Annotated in this window: 11 protein-coding genes; 6 read left to right on the top strand and 5 right to left on the bottom strand. The window is 73.5% G+C overall.

Annotated elements, in window-relative coordinates; translation table 11 throughout:
* Positions 1–132: 132 nt before the first annotated feature.
* On the top strand, positions 133–708 hold the full coding sequence (locus tag ABZ457_RS10615) for a TerD family protein (RefSeq protein WP_359156142.1): 576 nt from the start codon (positions 133–135) through the stop codon (positions 706–708).
* Between the two features lie 115 nt (positions 709–823).
* Here the strand turns inward: ABZ457_RS10615 and ABZ457_RS10610 are convergent, their stop codons facing one another.
* On the bottom strand, positions 824–1,879 hold the full coding sequence (locus tag ABZ457_RS10610; RefSeq protein ID WP_359156140.1) for a helix-turn-helix domain-containing protein: 1,056 nt from the start codon (positions 1,877–1,879) through the stop codon (positions 824–826).
* A gap of 200 nt (positions 1,880–2,079) precedes the next feature.
* Here ABZ457_RS10610 and ABZ457_RS10605 point away from each other — a divergent pair, with 200 nt between their 5' ends.
* The 3 genes from ABZ457_RS10605 to ABZ457_RS10595 all read left to right on the top strand — a co-directional run bounded on the left by ABZ457_RS10605 (position 2,080) and on the right by ABZ457_RS10595 (position 10,425).
* Positions 2,080–2,736, top strand: a complete 657-nt coding sequence (locus ABZ457_RS10605; protein ID WP_359156138.1) for a hypothetical protein — start codon at positions 2,080–2,082, stop codon at positions 2,734–2,736.
* Positions 2,737–3,092: 356 nt separating this feature from the next.
* On the top strand, positions 3,093–5,174 hold the full coding sequence (locus ABZ457_RS10600; RefSeq protein ID WP_359156136.1) for a flotillin family protein: 2,082 nt from the start codon (positions 3,093–3,095) through the stop codon (positions 5,172–5,174).
* 244 nt (positions 5,175–5,418) lie between these two features.
* Positions 5,419–10,425 (top strand): DNA repair ATPase, encoded by a 5,007-nt coding sequence (locus ABZ457_RS10595; protein WP_359156134.1) that lies wholly within the window; start codon positions 5,419–5,421, stop codon positions 10,423–10,425.
* 50 nt (positions 10,426–10,475) lie between these two features.
* Here ABZ457_RS10595 and ABZ457_RS10590 read toward each other — a convergent pair whose 3' ends face one another.
* Positions 10,476–10,913 carry a nuclear transport factor 2 family protein gene (locus ABZ457_RS10590; RefSeq protein WP_359156132.1) on the bottom strand — a complete coding sequence of 146 codons (438 nt, stop codon included), beginning with the start codon at positions 10,911–10,913 and terminating at the stop codon, positions 10,476–10,478.
* A 142-nt stretch (positions 10,914–11,055) separates the two neighbouring features.
* On the opposite strand from ABZ457_RS10590, the gene ABZ457_RS10585 reads away from it, so the two are divergent.
* Together ABZ457_RS10585 and ABZ457_RS10580 are read left to right on the top strand one after the other, a co-directional pair.
* Positions 11,056–12,870 (top strand): prolyl oligopeptidase family serine peptidase, encoded by a 1,815-nt coding sequence (locus ABZ457_RS10585; RefSeq protein ID WP_359156130.1) that lies wholly within the window; start codon positions 11,056–11,058, stop codon positions 12,868–12,870.
* Between the two features lie 168 nt (positions 12,871–13,038).
* A complete protein-coding gene (locus tag ABZ457_RS10580; RefSeq protein ID WP_359156128.1) occupies positions 13,039–13,797 on the top strand; it encodes an SURF1 family protein in 759 nt (252 codons plus the stop codon).
* A 256-nt stretch (positions 13,798–14,053) separates the two neighbouring features.
* Here the strand turns inward: ABZ457_RS10580 and ABZ457_RS10575 are convergent, their stop codons facing one another.
* From ABZ457_RS10575 to ABZ457_RS10565, 3 genes are all read right to left on the bottom strand, one after another.
* Positions 14,054–15,115: a hypothetical protein gene (locus tag ABZ457_RS10575; RefSeq protein WP_359156126.1), complete on the bottom strand. Its 1,062-nt coding sequence runs from the start codon at positions 15,113–15,115 to the stop codon at positions 14,054–14,056.
* Between the two features lie 92 nt (positions 15,116–15,207).
* Positions 15,208–15,783: a SigE family RNA polymerase sigma factor gene (locus tag ABZ457_RS10570; protein ID WP_359156303.1), complete on the bottom strand. Its 576-nt coding sequence runs from the start codon at positions 15,781–15,783 to the stop codon at positions 15,208–15,210.
* A gap of 445 nt (positions 15,784–16,228) precedes the next feature.
* Positions 16,229–17,137, bottom strand: a 909-nt coding sequence (locus ABZ457_RS10565; RefSeq protein ID WP_359156124.1) for an aspartate-semialdehyde dehydrogenase, incomplete at its 5' end; no start/stop codon positions are given.

The raw sequence follows: 17,137 nt of genomic DNA, 5'->3' as shown, positions 1-17,137 counted from the left end.
CGTGCGCCGAACGGGTGAACGCGGAGATTGTCGGGCGGACCGGGAACCCGACCGGGGGGGCGGGTCGTTGGCTCGGTTGGGCAAAGAAATCGTCAAGTGGCGTGGCCCGCGCCGGATTGCGCAGGGATTTCGATGGGTGTCAGCCTTTCCAAGGGCGGCAATGTCTCGCTGAGCAAGGAGGCCCCTGGCCTGACCGCGGTCATCGTGGGTCTGGGCTGGGACGTACGGACCACCACCGGCACGGACTTCGACCTCGACGCCAGCGCGCTGCTGGTCGACGCCAACGGCAAGGTCCTCAGCGACCAGCACTTCGTCTTCTTCAACAACCTCAAGAGTCCGGACGCCTCCGTCGAGCACACGGGCGACAACCTCACGGGTGAGGGCGAGGGCGACGACGAGCAGATCAAGGTCAACCTGGCGGGTGTCGCCGCCGAGGTCGACAAGATCGTGTTCCCGGTCTCCATCCACGAGGGTGAGAGCCGCAGCCAGTCCTTCGGCCAGGTGCGCAACGCGTTCATCCGCGTCGTCAACCAGGCCGGTGGGGCCGAGCTGGCGCGCTACGACCTCTCGGAGGACGCCTCCACCGAGACCGCGATGGTCTTCGGTGAGCTCTACCGCAGCGGTGCGGAGTGGAAGTTCCGCGCGGTGGGCCAGGGTTACGCCTCCGGCCTGCGCGGCATCGCGCAGGACTTCGGCGTCAACATCTGACGTACGTACGTCAGTGAGCAACTGACGTACGGCGGACGGCAGTCGGCCGGCGGTGGCCGGCCGGCAGCCGTCGGCCCGGACGCCACCGGCCGGGCCGCTGCGAACCGCTCCGGTGTCAGAGTTCGCTGTCCGGCCAGTCCAGCAGCCGGGCGCCGATCGCGGCCGTCTGGAGGGTGAAGCGGTGCCGCGGGTCCGCCGGGTCGGCGCCGGTGAGCCGGTGGATGCGGTCCAGGCGGTAAGTGAGGGCGCGGACGCTCAGGTTGAGGCGGCGGGCCGCCTGGGCGGAGACGCACCCCGCGTCGAAGTAGGCGTGCAGCGTGTCCAGAAGGGGCCTCGCCCCTCCCCTGGCGTCACGCAGCGGGCCGAGTGTGTTGCGGACGAGGTCGGACATCGCCTCGCGGTCCCGGGCGAGGACGGGGTACACGAGCAGGTCCGCCGCGTAGAGGACGGGCTCGTCGAGGTCCATGCGCTGCGCCAGGTCGAGGGCGTTCAGGGCCTCCTCGTAGGAGCGGACCACGCCGCCGGGTCCCGAGTGGGGCCGTCCGACCGCGGCCCGGCCGCCGGCGGTGGCCGCGTACGCCTGCTTGGCGAAGTAGCGGACGACGTCGTCCTGGTTGCCCGGGACGATGCAGATCAGCCGGTCGTCCTTGGTGGTGAGCAGGATCCGGCGGTCCCCGAAGCGGGCGAAGAGGGCGGCTTCGACCGTGCGGGTCACGAAGTGGGTGTCGTCGTAGGGTTCGGGCCCCTCGGCCACGCCGACGGAGTGGTCGTGGGCGAGCCGCAGCCCGAAGCGCTCGGCGCGCTGGGCCATGCGGGCGGGGTCGGACCGGCCGTGCAGCAGGTCGTCGATGAACTCCCGGCGTGCGGCCTCCTCCTTGCGGACGGCGAGGCGCTGGGCGCGCTCGTAACCGCCGGCGAACGCGTCCACGGCCTGCTCGACCGCGGCCAGCACGCTGTCCGGGGCCGTGGTGTCGGGCCAGTTGGCCCGGGTCGCGGCGAGATGGGCGATCACCAGGGAGCGGAGTCCCCGGCCCGCTTCCGCCGCCTGTTCACCGAGTGACCGGCGCCCCTCCAACTCGTCCCGGGTGAGCCGCCGTCCGGTCTTTCCGACCTCGGCCAGGATCTCCGCGTACCCCTCGACGTAGGTGTCCGTCGCCTCCGGTGTCGCCACTGTTTCCTCCCCCGTCCACCCCGTCCGGGCGGCCGTATCGGGCGCTGCCCGACGGGCCGACCCGGCATTAAGAACGCGTTAAGACTGCCGGAATCCGGCAATGCGAGCAAGTCCGTGTACCTGGCACGATGGGAGCGCACCGAGGCAAGGGGATGCCACGGGTGCCGCTTGGCGGCAATGAGCGAACGGGGGTCGGAACGGTGAACGAATTCCTCTCGGCCGTGGCCGGCTTTCCCACCGCGCTGTTCAGCGCCGCTCTCGTCGTGGTCCTGGTCTTCTGGCTGCTGGTGGCCGCCGGCGGCGCGTCGCAGGACATGTTCGACTCCGACGCCGACACGGCGTGGTTCGGCTCCGCCGGTCTCGGCGGTGTCCCGGTGACCGTCGCCGTGTCACTGTTCGTCGTCCTTGCCTGGTTCACCTCCGTCACCGGTTCCCTGCTGCTGCGCGGGTCCGGACTCACCGGGGTGCCGTACGCGGTCGTCGCCTGCGCGGTGCTCGCCGCCGCGGTGTTCGTCCCCTGGAGAGCCACCCGGCGCCTGGTGCGCGGTCTGGCCAAACTGTTCCCTGACGAACCCGGGCCGTCCCGCCAGGACTTCATCGGCATGACGTGCACCATCCGCACCGGGCGGGTGGACGCGCACTTCGGCCAGGCCGAGGTCCGGGCCAGGGACGGCTCCACCGCCGTCGTCCAGGTGCGGCAACTGCCGGGCGAGGGCCCGGGTCCGGACGGACCGAGCCTCGTCGCCGGCTCCACGGGACTGCTGTTCGCGTTCGACGACGACGGCGAGTTCTTCTGGGTCGCGCCGTTCTCCGCCCTCGGCGAACTGCCGGACGCCGGCCACCCGACAGCCGCCTGACGACCGCCTGACGACCGGCCGACGGCTGACTGGCAGGGACCTGGCGCCCACCGGCGGCCGTGCCGCCGGCCGTCCGAGCAGCCGGAACCCGGCAACCGACACCGGCCAACCACCACAGGACGCGGCGCGTCCCGGTCCGCCCTGCGCGGATCCGGGGCCCGAGCGGCGCGGCCCCACTCCGGCCCGCCGGTGCACCCGCGCCGCCGCCCGTCCGTGACCACGACCGCCCGATCGGTCGCGCTCACGGACAGACGGCGGAGCCCGGTCCACCGGCGGCCGGGGACGGCCGGACCGCCACCACGGTGCGCCCCGCCCGCTGAACCCGCTCACCTCACCAAGGACTTCCGAGGACTCTCATGGACTCCATCACCATGGGCATCGGCGTGCTGATCGCCGCCGTCCTGCTCATCGCCTTCTGCCTGCTGCTCGTCGTCACCCGGCTCTTCCGCAAGGTCGAACAGGGCAAGGCCCTGATCGTCTCCAAGATGCGGAAGGTCGACGTCACCTTCACCGGGCAGGTCGTGCTGCCGGTGCTCCACAAGGCCGAGGTCATGGACATCTCGGTGAAGACCATCGACATCACCCGCGCCGGCCGCGACGGCCTGATCTGCCGCGACAACATCCGCGCCGACATCCGGATCTCGTTCTTCGTCCGCGTCAACAAGACGGTGGAGGACGTCATCAAGGTGGCACAGGCCATCGGCACCGCCCGGGCGAGCGACAAGGAGACCCTGCAGGAGCTGTTCAACGCCAAGTTCTCCGAGGCGCTGAAGACGGTCGGCAAGCAGATGGACTTCACCGACCTCTACACCAAGCGGGACGAGCTGCGCGACCGGATCATCCAGCTCATCGGCACCGACCTCAACGGCTACAGCCTCGAGGACGCGGCGATCGACTACCTGGAGCAGACCCCGCTCAAGCAGCTCGACCCGTCCAACGTCCTCGACGCGCAGGGCATCCGGAAGATCACCGAGCTGACGGCGGTCGAGCACGTGCGCACCAACGAGTTCCAGCGCACCGAGGAGAAGGAGATCACCCGCCAGAACGTGGACGCCCGCGAGGCGATCCTGGAGCTGGAGCGCCGGCAGGCGGACGCCGAGATCAAGCAGCGCCGCGAGATCGACACCGTGCGGGCCCGCGAGGAGGCCGAGACCGCCCGGGTGGTCGAGGAGGAGCGGCTGCGTGCGCAGAGCGCGTTCCTGCGCACCGAGGAGCAGTTGGGCGTCCAGCGGGAGAACCAGGCCCGTGAGGTGGCCGTGGCCGAGAAGAACCGCGAGCGGGTCATCGCCATCGAGAACGAGCGCATCGAGAAGGACCGGCTCCTGGAAGTCATCGCCCGGGAGCGGGAGACCGCGCTGACCAGGATCGCCGCCGACAAGGAGGTCGAGGCGGAGCGCCGGGAGATCGCCGAGGTCGTGCGGGAGCGGGTCGCCGTGGACCGGACGGTCGCCGAGCAGGAGGAGTCGATCAAGCGGCTGCGTGCCGTGGAGGAGGCCGAGCGGGAGCGGCAGGCGATCGTCATCGCGGCCGAGGCCGAGGCGCAGGAGAAGCTGGTCAAGGACATCAAGGCGGCGGAGGCCGCCGAACAGGCGGCCGTCCACCGCGCGGCCGAGGAGATCACGCTCGCCGAGGCGCGGGTGAAGTCCGCGGACCTGGACGCGCGCGCCAAGCAGCGTCTCGCGGAGGGCGTCCAGGCCGAGGCGGCCGCCGAAGGGCTCGCGGCCGTGCAGGTACGCGAGAAGGAGGCCGACGCGATCGAGCGCGCGGGCCGCGCGGAGGCCGAGGCCACCCAGGCCCGACTGCTCGCCGAGGCGGAGGGCGTCCGGGCCCAGGGCGCGGCGAGCGCGGCGGCCATCAGCGAGAAGCTGAAGGCGGAGGCCGCCGGGCTGACCGAGAAGGCGGCCGCGATGGCCGCCCTGGACGAGGCGTCGCGCGGGCACGAGGAGTACCGCCTGCGGCTGGAGGCGGAGAAGGACGTCCGCCTGGCCGGTCTGGACATGCAGCGCCAGGTCGCCGAGGCGCAGGCCACGGTGCTCGCCACGGGCCTGGAGAACGCGGACATCAGCATCGTCGGCGGCGAGTCGGCCTTCTTCGACCGGATCATGTCGTCGATCTCGCTCGGCAAGAGCGTGGACGCCTTCGTGAGCAACTCCGAGACGGCGCAGACCCTGGCGAAGCCGTGGCTGGACGGTTCGTCGAGCTTCACGGAGGACCTGACCTCGGTCCTCGGGAACGTGTCCACGGGCGATGTGCAGAACCTGACGGTGTCCGCCCTGCTGACCCGGCTGATGCGATCGGGCGGCGGCGCCGCCGGTGAACTGCGGCAGCTGATGAACGAGGTGGACCGTCTCGGCCTCTCCGACCTGTCCCTCACGGACCTGACCGGCCGGTCCCCGGCCGTCGAGCAGGCCCCCCTGAACGGCGCGCCGTCGTCCTGACGGCGCGCCCCGGCCCCGGTGCTGCCCGACGGGGGTGAGCAGCACCGGGGCCCTCCCACTGGGCCGGGCCCACGGATCCGTGGGCCCGGCCCGGGAGCAGCCCCGCCCGCCCGGAACCAGGTCCGGAAAGCCGGCGGAATCCGCCCGGAGCCAGGTCCGGAGCCAAGTCCGGAGCGAGGCCCGGAGCCAAGTCCGCAGCCAGGTCCGAAGGACGCGAGCGCAGGACAGGAAGCGAGCACATCAGATGACCACGCCCACCACCCGCCCCGCCGACGCGCGGTCCACCGGCCCCGGGGAGGAGTCCGGAGCGTACGAGGTGCTGCGTGACCGGCTCGGGGCCCAGGCCGCGGAACTCGCCCGGCGCGCCGGGGAGCTGAACGAGCGCCGGATCGAGACCTTCGGCTCCATGGAGCTGCGGCTCGCGGGGACGGAGAACCTGCGCACCGAGCATCCCGGGCTGCCGCAGGACCTCGCGGCCGTCGGCCCGTATCTGCTCTTCGGCTTCCGCGCGACCGCCACCGCCTCCCCGGCCGGGGAGGTCTCCGTCGCCGATGTGCTCACCCTGCACGACGCCGCGCTGGAGCGGCTGCCCGAGGACACCGTGCCCGGGCTGCTCGACGACCCCGCGTTCCGGCAGGAGTTCGAGGCGCTGCACCGCTACTACCGGGACGCCCAGCTGCTTCAGTTGCGGGTGCTGGACGGGAAGCTGCTGGCGGTGTTCCGGACCGGGCCCGGCGGCGGCCCGTCCGAGGGGCGCGGCGCCGACCGGACGGGCGACATCCGGGTGCTCCGCTGGGCCCTGGAGACGCCCGCCGGGGGCCCGGTCTCGGCCCGGTTCCTCGATGCCCGAGGGGAGCGCGACCATGTCTTCCCGCCCTCGCACGACATCGACTGGACGGCCGCGACCCGCGAGGACCACATCCTCGGCCGGCACCCCCATATCTCCGTCGGCGGCGAGCTGTTCGTCTCGACCGTGGGCGGTTCGCTGACCCTGAAGACCTCCGACGACACGGAGACCGCCGACGGCATCCACTCCGAGCCGGTCGACGAGCCCCTGCAGTCGCTGGCCGACGCCGAGGTGGCGTACGCGCGCGTCGGGCCGCTGATCCTGCTGCGCGTCCGCCCCTACAAGGAGACGCGCGACCGGCACTTCGTCTTCGCCACCACCACCCGCGAGGTCAGCCGGCTCGACGGCATCGGCCGGGCGTGCCTGCGGCTGCCGGACGACCAGGGCATCGTCTTCCCCGGCGGTTACTGCCTCGCCGCGACGGGATCGGCCCGCACCTTCGACCTCGACGAGGAACTGCTCGCCTCGCTGGTGTACGAACGGACGGTGCGCTCCCCCAACGGCGAGGACGTGCTGTACGCGTTCCGGTCGCCCGCCCGGGGACGCCTTCTGCTGCTGCCGTACAACGTGATCGGCAAGGGCGTGTCCACCCCGCTGACCGGCTCCGGCTACGCGCTCTTCGAGGACGGCCGTCTGCTGGTGCTGCGCTCCCGGGAGGACGAGCCCGCCCGGGTGCACCCGGTGCAGCTCTGGGAGTCGCCGTACGTCTCCGACACCTACGCGGCCGCGCGGCCGGCCGGGGAGGGGCCGCTCGCCCGGATCGGCAACGCGGACCTGGTGCGCGGGATCTCCGACTGCCTCTCGCTGGCCCGTTCGGTGTCCGAGACGACGCCGACGACCGAGGTGTACCAGGCCCTCTTGGCGGCCTGTGTGCGGGCGGGCGACGCCTACCACTGGCTCTCCGACGCGGGCACGGGTGATCTGCGCACCCCGCTGGAGGCCATGCGGGAGACGGCCGCCCAGGTGGTCGCGGAGTTCGAGACGGTCCGGGAGCTGACCGCACGGGCGGCCGGGGCGCTGGACGCCTCGGCGGAGCGGATCGCCTCGCTGGTGCGGCGGCTGCGGGGCGAGACCCCGCGCACGGCCGGCGCGTGGGTCGAGGGGCTGACGGGCCTGCGCCGCGCCCAGGGCGAGCTGATCACGCTCAAGGAGATGCGGTACGCCGACGCGGTCCGCATCGACACACTGGCGGCCGAGACGGACGCGGACATCGCCTCGTTCGCCCAGCGGGCCATGGCGCACCTGGAGCGCGAGGACTCCTTCACCGGCTACCACGACGAGATCGCGGAGCTGGCCGGCGAGGCGGAGGAGGTGGCGACCGCCGCGGGCGCGGGGCCCGTCGCCCAGCGGCTGGACGGCCTGGAGGAGGGGCTGCGCACGGTGACCGAGGTGGTCGCCGGTCTGGAGTTCGGCGACGCGGTGGTGCGCACGGCGGTCCTGGAGCGGATCGCCGAGGTGCTGGCCGGGGTGAACCGGGCCCGCGCGGTGCTCGACGCCCGCCGCCGGGAGCTGGTCGCCCGGGAGGGCCGGGCCGAGTTCACGGCCGAACTGGCTCTGCTCGGGCAGGCGGTGACGGGTGCGCTGGCGGCCGCCACGGACCCGGCGGCCTGCGACACGCAGCTCGCGTCGCTGCTGGTGCGTCTGGAGGACCTGGAGTCGCGGTTCGCCGACTCCGACGCCTACCTCGCGGAGCTGGGCGACAAGCGCACCGAGGTCTACGAGGCGTTCACGGCCCGCCGCCAGACGCTCCAGGACGCACGGGCGGCCCAGGCGGAGCGGCTGGCCGCCTCGGCCGGCCGGGTGCTGGAGACGATCGCACGACGCGCGGCCACGCTGGACGGCCTGGACACGGTCAACGCCTTCTTCGCCTCCGACCCGATGGCCGCCAAAGTGCGGCGCACGGCCGAACAGCTCCGCGAACTGGGCGACTCGGTGCGGGCGGAGGAGCTGGACGGCCGGCTGAAGGCCGCCCGGCAGGAGGCCGCGCGGGCGCTGCGCGACCGCACCGACCTGTACGCCGACGGGGGTTCGGCGATCCGGCTGGGCCGGCATCTGTTCACCGTGAACACCCAGCCGTTCGAGCTGACCCTCGTCCCGCAGGGCGACGGGCAGGTGTTCGCGCTGACCGGCACGGACTACCGGGCGCCGGTCACGGCCGACCCGGAGTACGCCGCGACCCGCCCGTACTGGGAGCAGTCCCTGCCGTCCGAGAACGCCGAGGTCTACCGGGCCGAGCACCTGGCCGCCCGACTGCTGGACGAGCACGGCGCGGACGCGCTGGAGGGGGCGGCGGACCTCGGCGACCTGGTGCGCCGCGCGGCTGAGGCGGCGTACGACGAGGGCTGTGAGCGGGGTGTGCACGACCACGACGCGACCCTGATCCTGCGGGCGCTGCTGCGCCTGCGGGAAGACGCCGGGCTGCTGCGCTACCCGCCACGGGCACGGGCGGCCGCCCAGCTCTTCTGGGCGCACGGCACCGACGAGGCCGGGCGCACCGCATGGACGCGGCGGGCAGTTTCGCTGGCCCGCGCCCGGGACACCTTCGGGCTGGCCCCGGCGATCGACGCGTTCCGCGCGGAGCTGGCCGAGCGGATGGGAGCCGGCGGTGAACTCGCCGCGGAGTACCTCTTCGAGGAGCTGACCCGCGGGCCGGAGGGCTTCGTCACCGGCGCGGGGGCGCGGACGCTGCTGGAGAAGTTCCGCCGCTCGGTCGACACGGCCGCCTACGAGGACGACCTGGCGTCCCTCGGCGACGACCTGGCCGCCCGCCGCCAGGTGGTCGACAACTGGCTGGGCGCGTACGCGCAGGCGACGGACCCGGGCATCGACGCGGGCGACCTCGCGGAGGCCGCCGCCCTCGAACTCTGCCCGGACCTGGCCCGGTACGCGTGCGAGGCCCCGCTGAGCGAGCGCGTCGAAGGGCTGCTGGGCGACCACCCGCGCATCACGGGACGGGCGATGACCGTCCGGATCGACGAACTCCTCGCACGGACGCGGCACTTCCGCGCCGTGGTCGCCCCCGGATTCCGTGACTACCGGCAGCGCCGCACGGCCCTGGCGACGGCGGAACGGGCCCGGCTGCGTGTGGACGAGCACCGGCCGCGGGTCATGCCGTCGTTCGTGCGCAACCGGCTCATCGACGAGGTGTATCTGCCGCTGATCGGCGACAACCTGGCCAAGCAGCTCGGCACGGCCGGGGAGTCCCGGCGCACCGACAGCAACGGCCTCCTGCTGCTCCTCTCTCCGCCCGGCTACGGCAAGACGACGCTGATGGAGTACGTGGCGGACCGCCTGGGGCTCGCCCTGGTCAAGATCAACGGTCCGGCCCTCGGACACTCGGTCACCTCCCTCGATCCGGACGAGGCGCCGAACGCCACCGCCCGCCAGGAGGTCGAGAAGATCAACTTCGCGCTGGAGGCGGGCAGCAACGTCCTGCTCTACCTGGACGACATCCAGCACACCTCCCCGGAGCTGCTCCAGAAGTTCATCCCGCTGTGCGACGCGCAGCGCCGCATGGAGGGTGTGTGGCGCGGTGAGAGCCGCAGCTACGACCTGCGCGGCAGGCGCTTCGCGGTCTGCATGGCGGGCAATCCCTACACCGAGTCCGGCCGGCGCTTCCGGATCCCGGACATGCTGGCCAACCGCGCCGACGTGTGGAACCTGGGCGAGGTGCTGACCGGCAAGGAGGACGTGTTCGCGCTGAGCTTCGTCGAGAACGCGCTGACCTCCCACCCCGTGCTGGCCCCCCTGGCGGGCCGGGACCGGGCCGACGTGGACCTGCTCGTCCGCCTGGCCTCCGGGGACCCGGCGGCGAGCGCGGACCGGCTGGAGCACCCCTACGCGCCGGCCGAGCTGGACCGGATCCTGGCCGTGCTGCGCCATGTCGTGGCCGCCCGGCGCACCGTGCTCGCGGTCAACGAGGCGTACATCGCCTCCGCCGCGCGCAGCGACGAGACCCGCACCGAACCGCCGTTCCTGCTCCAGGGCTCCTACCGCAACATGAACAAGATCGTGGAGCGGATCAGCCCGGTCATGAACGACGCCGAACTCGCGGCCGTGGTCGAGGACCACTACACGAGCGAGGCGGGGACCCTGACCAGCGGAGCGGAGGCGGCGCTGCTCAAGCTCGCGGAGCTGCGCTCGGCGCTCACACCCGAGCAGGAGGCCCGCTGGGCGGAGGTCCGGGCGCGCCATGTGCGCGCCCAGGCCCTCGGAGGCGCGGAGGGCGATCCGCTGACCAGGGCCGTCGCCGCGCTGGGGCTGCTGGCCGACCGGATCTCCGCGGTCGAGACGGCGATCACCCGGGCCGCGGACCCACGGCATCTACTCGCGGCACCGGGGCGCCACGCCGCTCCGGGCCACCGTGCCCCCGAGGCCCACACCAGCCGCGACCGCGAACCCTGACGCGCCCCAGGAGGCGGTCTCGAAGGCGACCGCAACCGGCCCGCGTCCGCTCAGTAGCGCTCGGTCAGATGCTCCCGGCCCGCCGGGGGCTCGTAGGGCTCCGGCCAGAAGTCGGATATCGCGGTGATCCTGCCCTGCGCGTCCCCGGTGAAGAAGGTGACGGCGTGCATCTCCTCCGTGCCGACCCTGGCGTGCACCCAGGTCGCGACCTGGTCCCCGTCGGCCACCAGGCGGTCGACCCGCACATGCCAGTCCCCGGGGTATTCGCGGTAGAAGCGCAGGAACGCCTCCTTGCCGCGGATGCGTTCCCGGGTCTGCGGAAGCTCGTAGACCATGTCCTCGGCGAGGGTGGCCGCGAGCGCCGCCCAGTCGCGCGCCTCGGTCGCGGTCCAGTGCGCGGCGACCGTCGCGGCGAGGCCGGCCGGTGCCGAGGGGGAGGGCGCGGGGGAATCCGTGGTGGAGTCCGTGCGGGAGTCGTCTGTCGTCATGAGGTGAGTCTGCGCCCCGCCACCGACAACGCCCCCGTTGTCCACAGGTCCCTGCGCAGGGCCCCGAGCAGGGGTGACGGAGTTGTTCACAGGTGGCCGGTTGTCCACAGGGTGAGGATGGACCGGGGCGGTTTCCGGTTTGATGGACGGCATGAACGACACCGACACCACACCCGACATGCCCGACTGGGAGAAGCGGTTCCGGGCACCGCGTGTCTCCCTGCCCGAGTGGGCGGAGGACGCCCCCGACCGCTCCCTGTTCGTGTCGAACGCGACGGGCACCTACGAGCTGTACGCATGGGACCGGGCCACGGGCGAGCGCCGCCAGGTCACGGACCGGCCGAACGGGACGACGGACGGCACCCTCGCCCCGGACGGCGAGAGCGTCTGGTGGTTCTCGGACACGGACGGCGACGAGTTCGGCATCTGGATGCGCCAGCCGTTCGCCGGCGGCGAGGACGTGCCGGCCGTCCCCGGCCTCCCGGCGTCCTACTCGGCCGGGCTCGCGATAGGCCGGGACGGCACCACGGTGATCGGCCGTTCCACGGACGAGGACGGGACCACCGTCCATGTCGTGCGGCCGGGCGCGGAGCCGTCCGTGGTCTACCGGCACCGGGAGTCCGGCGGCGTCGGCGACCTCTCCCACGACGGCACGCTGCTCGCGATCGAGCACACCGAGCACGGGGACGCCATGCACTCGGCCCTGCGGGTGCTCCGCCTGGACGGCTCGGCCGTGGCCGAGCTCGACGACACCCGGGGCGGCACCCGGGAACTCGGCCTGGACGTCCTCGGCTTCGCCCCGGTGGACGGAGACACCCGGCTCCTCGTCGGCCACCAGCGGCGCGGCCGCTGGGAGCCGATGATCTGGGACGTGGCCACGGGCGAGGAGACCGATCTCGCCATCGACCTCCCCGGTGACGTCAACGCCGAGTGGTACCCGGACGGCTCCGGGCTGCTGGTCGCCCACAGCTTCGAGGCACGCGGCGAGCTGTGGCGGTACGACCTCGCGACGCGGGGGCTGGAGCGCGTCCCGACGCCGGTGGGCTCGGTGTCGGGCGCCACGGCCCGGCCCGACGGCAGCGTGGAGTACCTGTGGTCCTCGGCCGCCGAACCGCCGCAGGTCCGCTCCACCTCCGGCGGCGTGGTACTCGACCCGCCGGGGATGAAGGCTCCCCGCTCCGTCCCGGTGGAGGACGTGTGGGTGGACGGCCCCGGCGGCCGCATCCACGCGCTCGTCCAGCGGCCGGCCGGGGCGAGCGGCCCCCTGCCGACCGTGTTCGAGATCCACGGCGGCCCGACGTGGCACGACAGCGACCAGTTCGCCGCCGGCCCGGCCGCCTGGGTCGACCACGGATACGCGGTGGTCCGGGTCAACTACCGCGGCTCCACGGGCTACGGGCGGGAGTGGACCGACGCGCTCAAGCACCGGGTCGGCCTGATCGAGCTGGAGGACATCGCCGCCGTGCGGGAGTGGGCGGTCGGATCCGGTCTGGCGGACCCGGCGCGACTGGTCCTCGCGGGCGGTTCCTGGGGCGGCTATCTGACCCTGCTCGGACTCGGCACCCAGCCGGAAGCCTGGGCGCTGGGCCTGGCGGCGGTCCCGGTCGCCGACTACGTCACGGCCTACCACGACGAGATGGAGGCCCTGAAGGCCATGGACCGCACCCTCCTCGGCGGGACGCCTGAGGAGGTCCCGGAACGCTTCGCCGCCTCCTCCCCGCTGACGTACGTGGACGAGGTCCGGGTCCCGGTCTACATATCGGCGGGGGTCAACGACCCGCGCTGCCCGATCCGCCAGGTCGAGAACTACGTGGACCGGCTGGCGGCCCGGGGAGCGGTCCACGAGGTGTACCGGTACGACGCGGGCCACGGGTCCCTGGTCGTGGAGGAGCGGATCAAGCAGGTGCGGCTGGAGATCGACTTCGCCGACCGCCATCTGGGGCGCCTGGCGGGCTAGCGGGGCGACCGGCGCCGGTCCGGGGACCTTCCTGTCCCCGGACCGGTGCCCGGGACCCGGTCCGGGCCCGCTCGGACCCGGCTGGGCTCCGGTTCGGACCGGACCCGGGACAAAGTTCGGACCGGACCCGGGACAAAGGGGGTCGGGACCGTTCCGTACCGTGGAGGGGTGTACCGCTTCCTGCTGACGCCCCGCTGGTGGGGGATCAACGTCTTCGTCGCGCTGGCGATCCCGTTCTGCCTGTTCATGGGCTCGTGGCAGCTCGGGCGGTTCGAGGACCGCGTCGACAGTCACCGGGAGGCCGAACAGCGCCCGGCGGAAGCCGCGCGCGAGAAGCCCGCGCCCCTCGATGAACTCCTGCCGGTGGACAAGAAGACGTCCGGGCGGCAGGCAACGGCGACCGGGCGCTACGGGGAGCAGTTCCTCGTCCCCGGGCGGAAGCTCGACGGCAGGACGGGCTCCTATGTGCTGACCCTGCTGCGGACGGACGGCGGCCGGACCCTGCCGGTCGTGCGGGGCTGGCTCCCGCAGGGCGGCAGCGCCCCGGCCGCGCCCGCCGGTGTGGTGACGGTGGCCGGTGCCCTCCAGGCATCGGAGACCACGGGCACCGACGGCGCGCACACGGCGGGCGGGCTCCCCCAGGGCCAGCTCGGCATGATCAGCGCGGCCTCCCTGGTGAACCTGGTCCCGGACGACGTCTACGACGCCTGGGTCACCCTGGAGAAGGCGGACAGCGGGCTGACCGCCGTCCCCGCGGCGGCCCCCCAGAACAGCGGCCTGGACCTGAAGGCGTTCCAGAACCTGGGCTACACCGGGGAGTGGTTCGTGTTCGCGGGCTTTGTGCTCTTCATGTGGTTCCGGCTGGTGCGGCGCGAGGCGGAGGCCGTGCGGGACGAGGAACTGGGCCTCGGCCCCGAGGCGGCCTGAGACACCTGAGCCCGCCCGCCCCGGCCTGGCACGGCCCCGCCCGCGCGGGAGCCCGGTCAGCCGGCAGGTGTCGGCGCGGTAGGTGGCGGCACGGCCCCGCCCGCGCGGGAGCCCCCACCGCGGGCGGCCCGACGACCCATGGTCCGACGGCCGGACGGCCCGGCGGCGGCCGTCCGATCGCGGGCGCGGTGCCGTATGTCCTGGACGCCGTACGCGGCGGCCGTGGACGGGGGTGACGCGGGGCTGCCCGCGGCGGCTAGACCGCCGGGAGGATGCCCGTGCGGTAGATCGTGCCCGCGCACGCGTTGGACACGGTCGCCTGGGCGCTCGGGGCGCCCGCGTCGGCGGAGTGGGTCACGGTCACGCTGCCCGGCTGGACGCCGTCCGTGGTGCGCAGCTGCGCCTCCGTGCCGTCCGCCGAGCCTCCGGTGCCCGTCTCGCCCGTGCTGCCGCCCGTGCTCCCGGTGCCGCCCGCCGCGGTGCCGTCGGAGGGGGACGGGTCAGGCGAGGGGCCGGTCGTGGGGCAGGTGTCGGAGGGGATCCAGGCGAACTTGACCTCGTAGGCCGCGGAGGGCTTCAGCAGGACCGAGGAGACCTCCGCCGAGGGGTCCGGCAGCCCGCCGGCCGGTCCGCCGCTGGTGTGGCCGACGACGCTGATCCGGGCCGGGTCGGCCGCGCCCGCGGCCTGGAAGCCGACCGAGCCGCCGCCGGTGACGCTGCACTCGGACTGGGAGACGTTGGTGACGCGGAAGGTGCCGTAGACCTTGCCCTCGGCGTCGGGGCCGTTGGTCGTGGCGGACGCGCCGAGCTGGGAGATCTGGCAGCGCGGTACGGCGCCGCTGCCGGTGACGTCCCGGGACCGGGGTGCGCCCGACGCGCCGTCGGACGCGCTCTGGTCGGGCTCCTCGCCCGGCCGGGTGCTGCCGGACTTCTCGCCCCGCTCCTGGTCCTGGGCGCTGTCGCCCGGGGGCTTGAGCGGGTCCTTCTCGCCGCCGGTCGCACCCGGTTCGTTGCCCGTGCCGCCCTGGGCCTGCTCGCCGTGGCCGGCGTTGACCGCGTTGGTGTCGGCGGCGCCGCCCGAGTTGGTCACGTGCAGGAGGGCGGGGACCGCGGTGCCGGCCAGCAGGACCGCGGCGGCGGCGCCGACCAGCGCCTGGCGCTTGCGCGCCCGGCGGGCGGGGACCGCGCGGCGCAGGTGGTCGAGGGCTCCCTCGGCGGGCTTCAGCTCGTCGACGGCGCCCTGAAGCAGTCTGCGCAGCGCGTCCTCGTCGACGTCGAAGCCGTTCCGCTCGTGTTCCGGTTCCGGCCCGTTGCTCACTTTTCCGTTCCCAGTCCGGTCGTCCGACAGCCCGTCCGGCTCACACCGCTCGTCACCGTCATCGCCCCGGTGCCCGCTCATGCCGTGCCCGCTCATGCCGTGGCCTCCATGGCGACGCGCAGCGCCGCGATGCCCCGGGAACCGTACGCCTTGACGGAGCCGAGGGAGATGCCGAGGGTCTCGGCGACCTGCGCCTCGGTCATATCGGCGAAGTACCGCAGGACCAGCACCTCGCGCTGGCGCCGCTGGAGCCCGCGCATCGCCTTGATCAGCGCGTCCCGCTCCAGCTGGTCGTAGGCGCCCTCCTCGGCGCTCGCCATGTCGGGCATCGGCTTGGAGAGCAGCTTGAGGCCCAGGATGCGACGCCGGAGCGCCGACCTGGAGAGGTTGACCACGGTCTGGCGGAGATAGGCGAGGGTCTTCTCCGGGTCCCGGACGCGGTTGCGCGCCGAATGGACCCGGATGAACGCCTCCTGCACCACGTCCTCGCAGGAGGCGGTGTCGTCCAGGAGCAGCGCGGCGAGACCCAGCAGCGACCGGTAGTGGGCGCGGTAGGTCTCGGTGAGGTGATCGACAGTGGTGCCGGTGGCCATGGCGTCGTCAGCGCCCTGCCGCTGCGCGGGCACGCGCGTGGTGCCGGACGCCGGCGTAGGCGCGATCACCGGCATGCCGCCGGACGGGCGGGCTCTGCGGATCGGGCGCACCACCGCGCCGCGGACCGGGACCACCCCTGCGATGTCGAGTACTTCTGCCACGCCTGTTGGACACGCTTCCCCCCGTCAGGGTTGTACGCGTACGCCACTGCTTTCGGCGAAGCACCCCATGTCGTCATGCACACTCGATCTTCCCCACAGCCCCGTATCCCATCGCACCACTTCGAGGCGTCCGAGAAGACGCTCTCCGCCCACCCGCCGGTTGCGACAAGGAGGAAAGCGATGATCGAACACCCGGGCGCCCCAGTTCAAGTGGTTCAGACCTTCGAATCGATCACAGGGCGTTCACAGATCCTACAAAGGAGATCGGACACTCCGCGCCGGATTTCGGTGCGGCACCCCCGGCCCCCGCCCCGGCCCGCGGTCCCGTCCGCCCGCCCCCTGCCCCCGGCCCCGCGCATCAGCGCGGATCCCCGGCGATCATCTCCGCGAGCTGGGCCGCGTTCAGGGCGGCCCCCTTGCGGAGGTTGTCGCCGCAGACGAAGAGGTCCAGCGCCGTGGGGTCGTCCGGAGCCCGCCGCACCCGCCCGACCCAGGTCGGGTCGGTGCCCACCACATCGGCCGGGGTCGGGAAGTCACCGGCCCCGGGGTCGTCGTAGAGCACGACCCCCGGTGAGGTGGCCAGGATCTCGTGCGCCCGTTCCACCGTGACCTCGCCCTCGAAGACCGCGTGCACGGCGAGGGAGTGCCCGGTGAGGACCGGCACCCGGACGAAGGTCGCCGCGACCTTCAGGCCGGGCAGGCCGAGGACCTTGCGGGTCTCCGCGCGCAGCCCCAGCTCCTCGGACGACCAGCCGCCGTCCGCGGGCTCCTCACCCGGCGCGCCCGTCCACGGCACCACGTTCAGCGCGAGGGGCGCCGGGAACAGCCCGGGGGCGTCCCCCACCGCCCGCCGCACATCGCCGGGCGCCGAGCCCAGCTCCGTCCCGGCGACGAGGGAGAGCTGCGCCCGCAGTTCCGCGGCCGCCTCCCGTCCGGCGCCACTGGCGGCCTGGTACGAGGAGACGACCAGTTCGCGCAGGCCGAACGCGGCGTGCAGCGCGCCCAGGGCGGGGAGCAGGGTGAGGGTCGTGTCGTGCGGGCTCGCGACGATGCCCCGGGGCCGGACCCGCACGCAGTGCGGGTTGACCTCCGGGACGACGAGGGGTACCTCGGGGTCGGCCCGGAAGGCCGGGGAGCCGTCCACGACCACCGCGCCCCGGGCGACGGCGACGGGCGCCCACCGCGCGGACACCTCGCCCGGCACCAGGAACAGCGCCACGTCGATGCCGTCGAGGGCGTCCTCGGTGAGCGCGACGACCTCGCACTC

The organism is Streptomyces sp. NPDC005805 (genome assembly GCF_040630445.1).
Taxonomy (GTDB): domain Bacteria; phylum Actinomycetota; class Actinomycetes; order Streptomycetales; family Streptomycetaceae; genus Streptomyces.
This window is presented reverse-complemented; position numbering and strand designations above follow the sequence as displayed.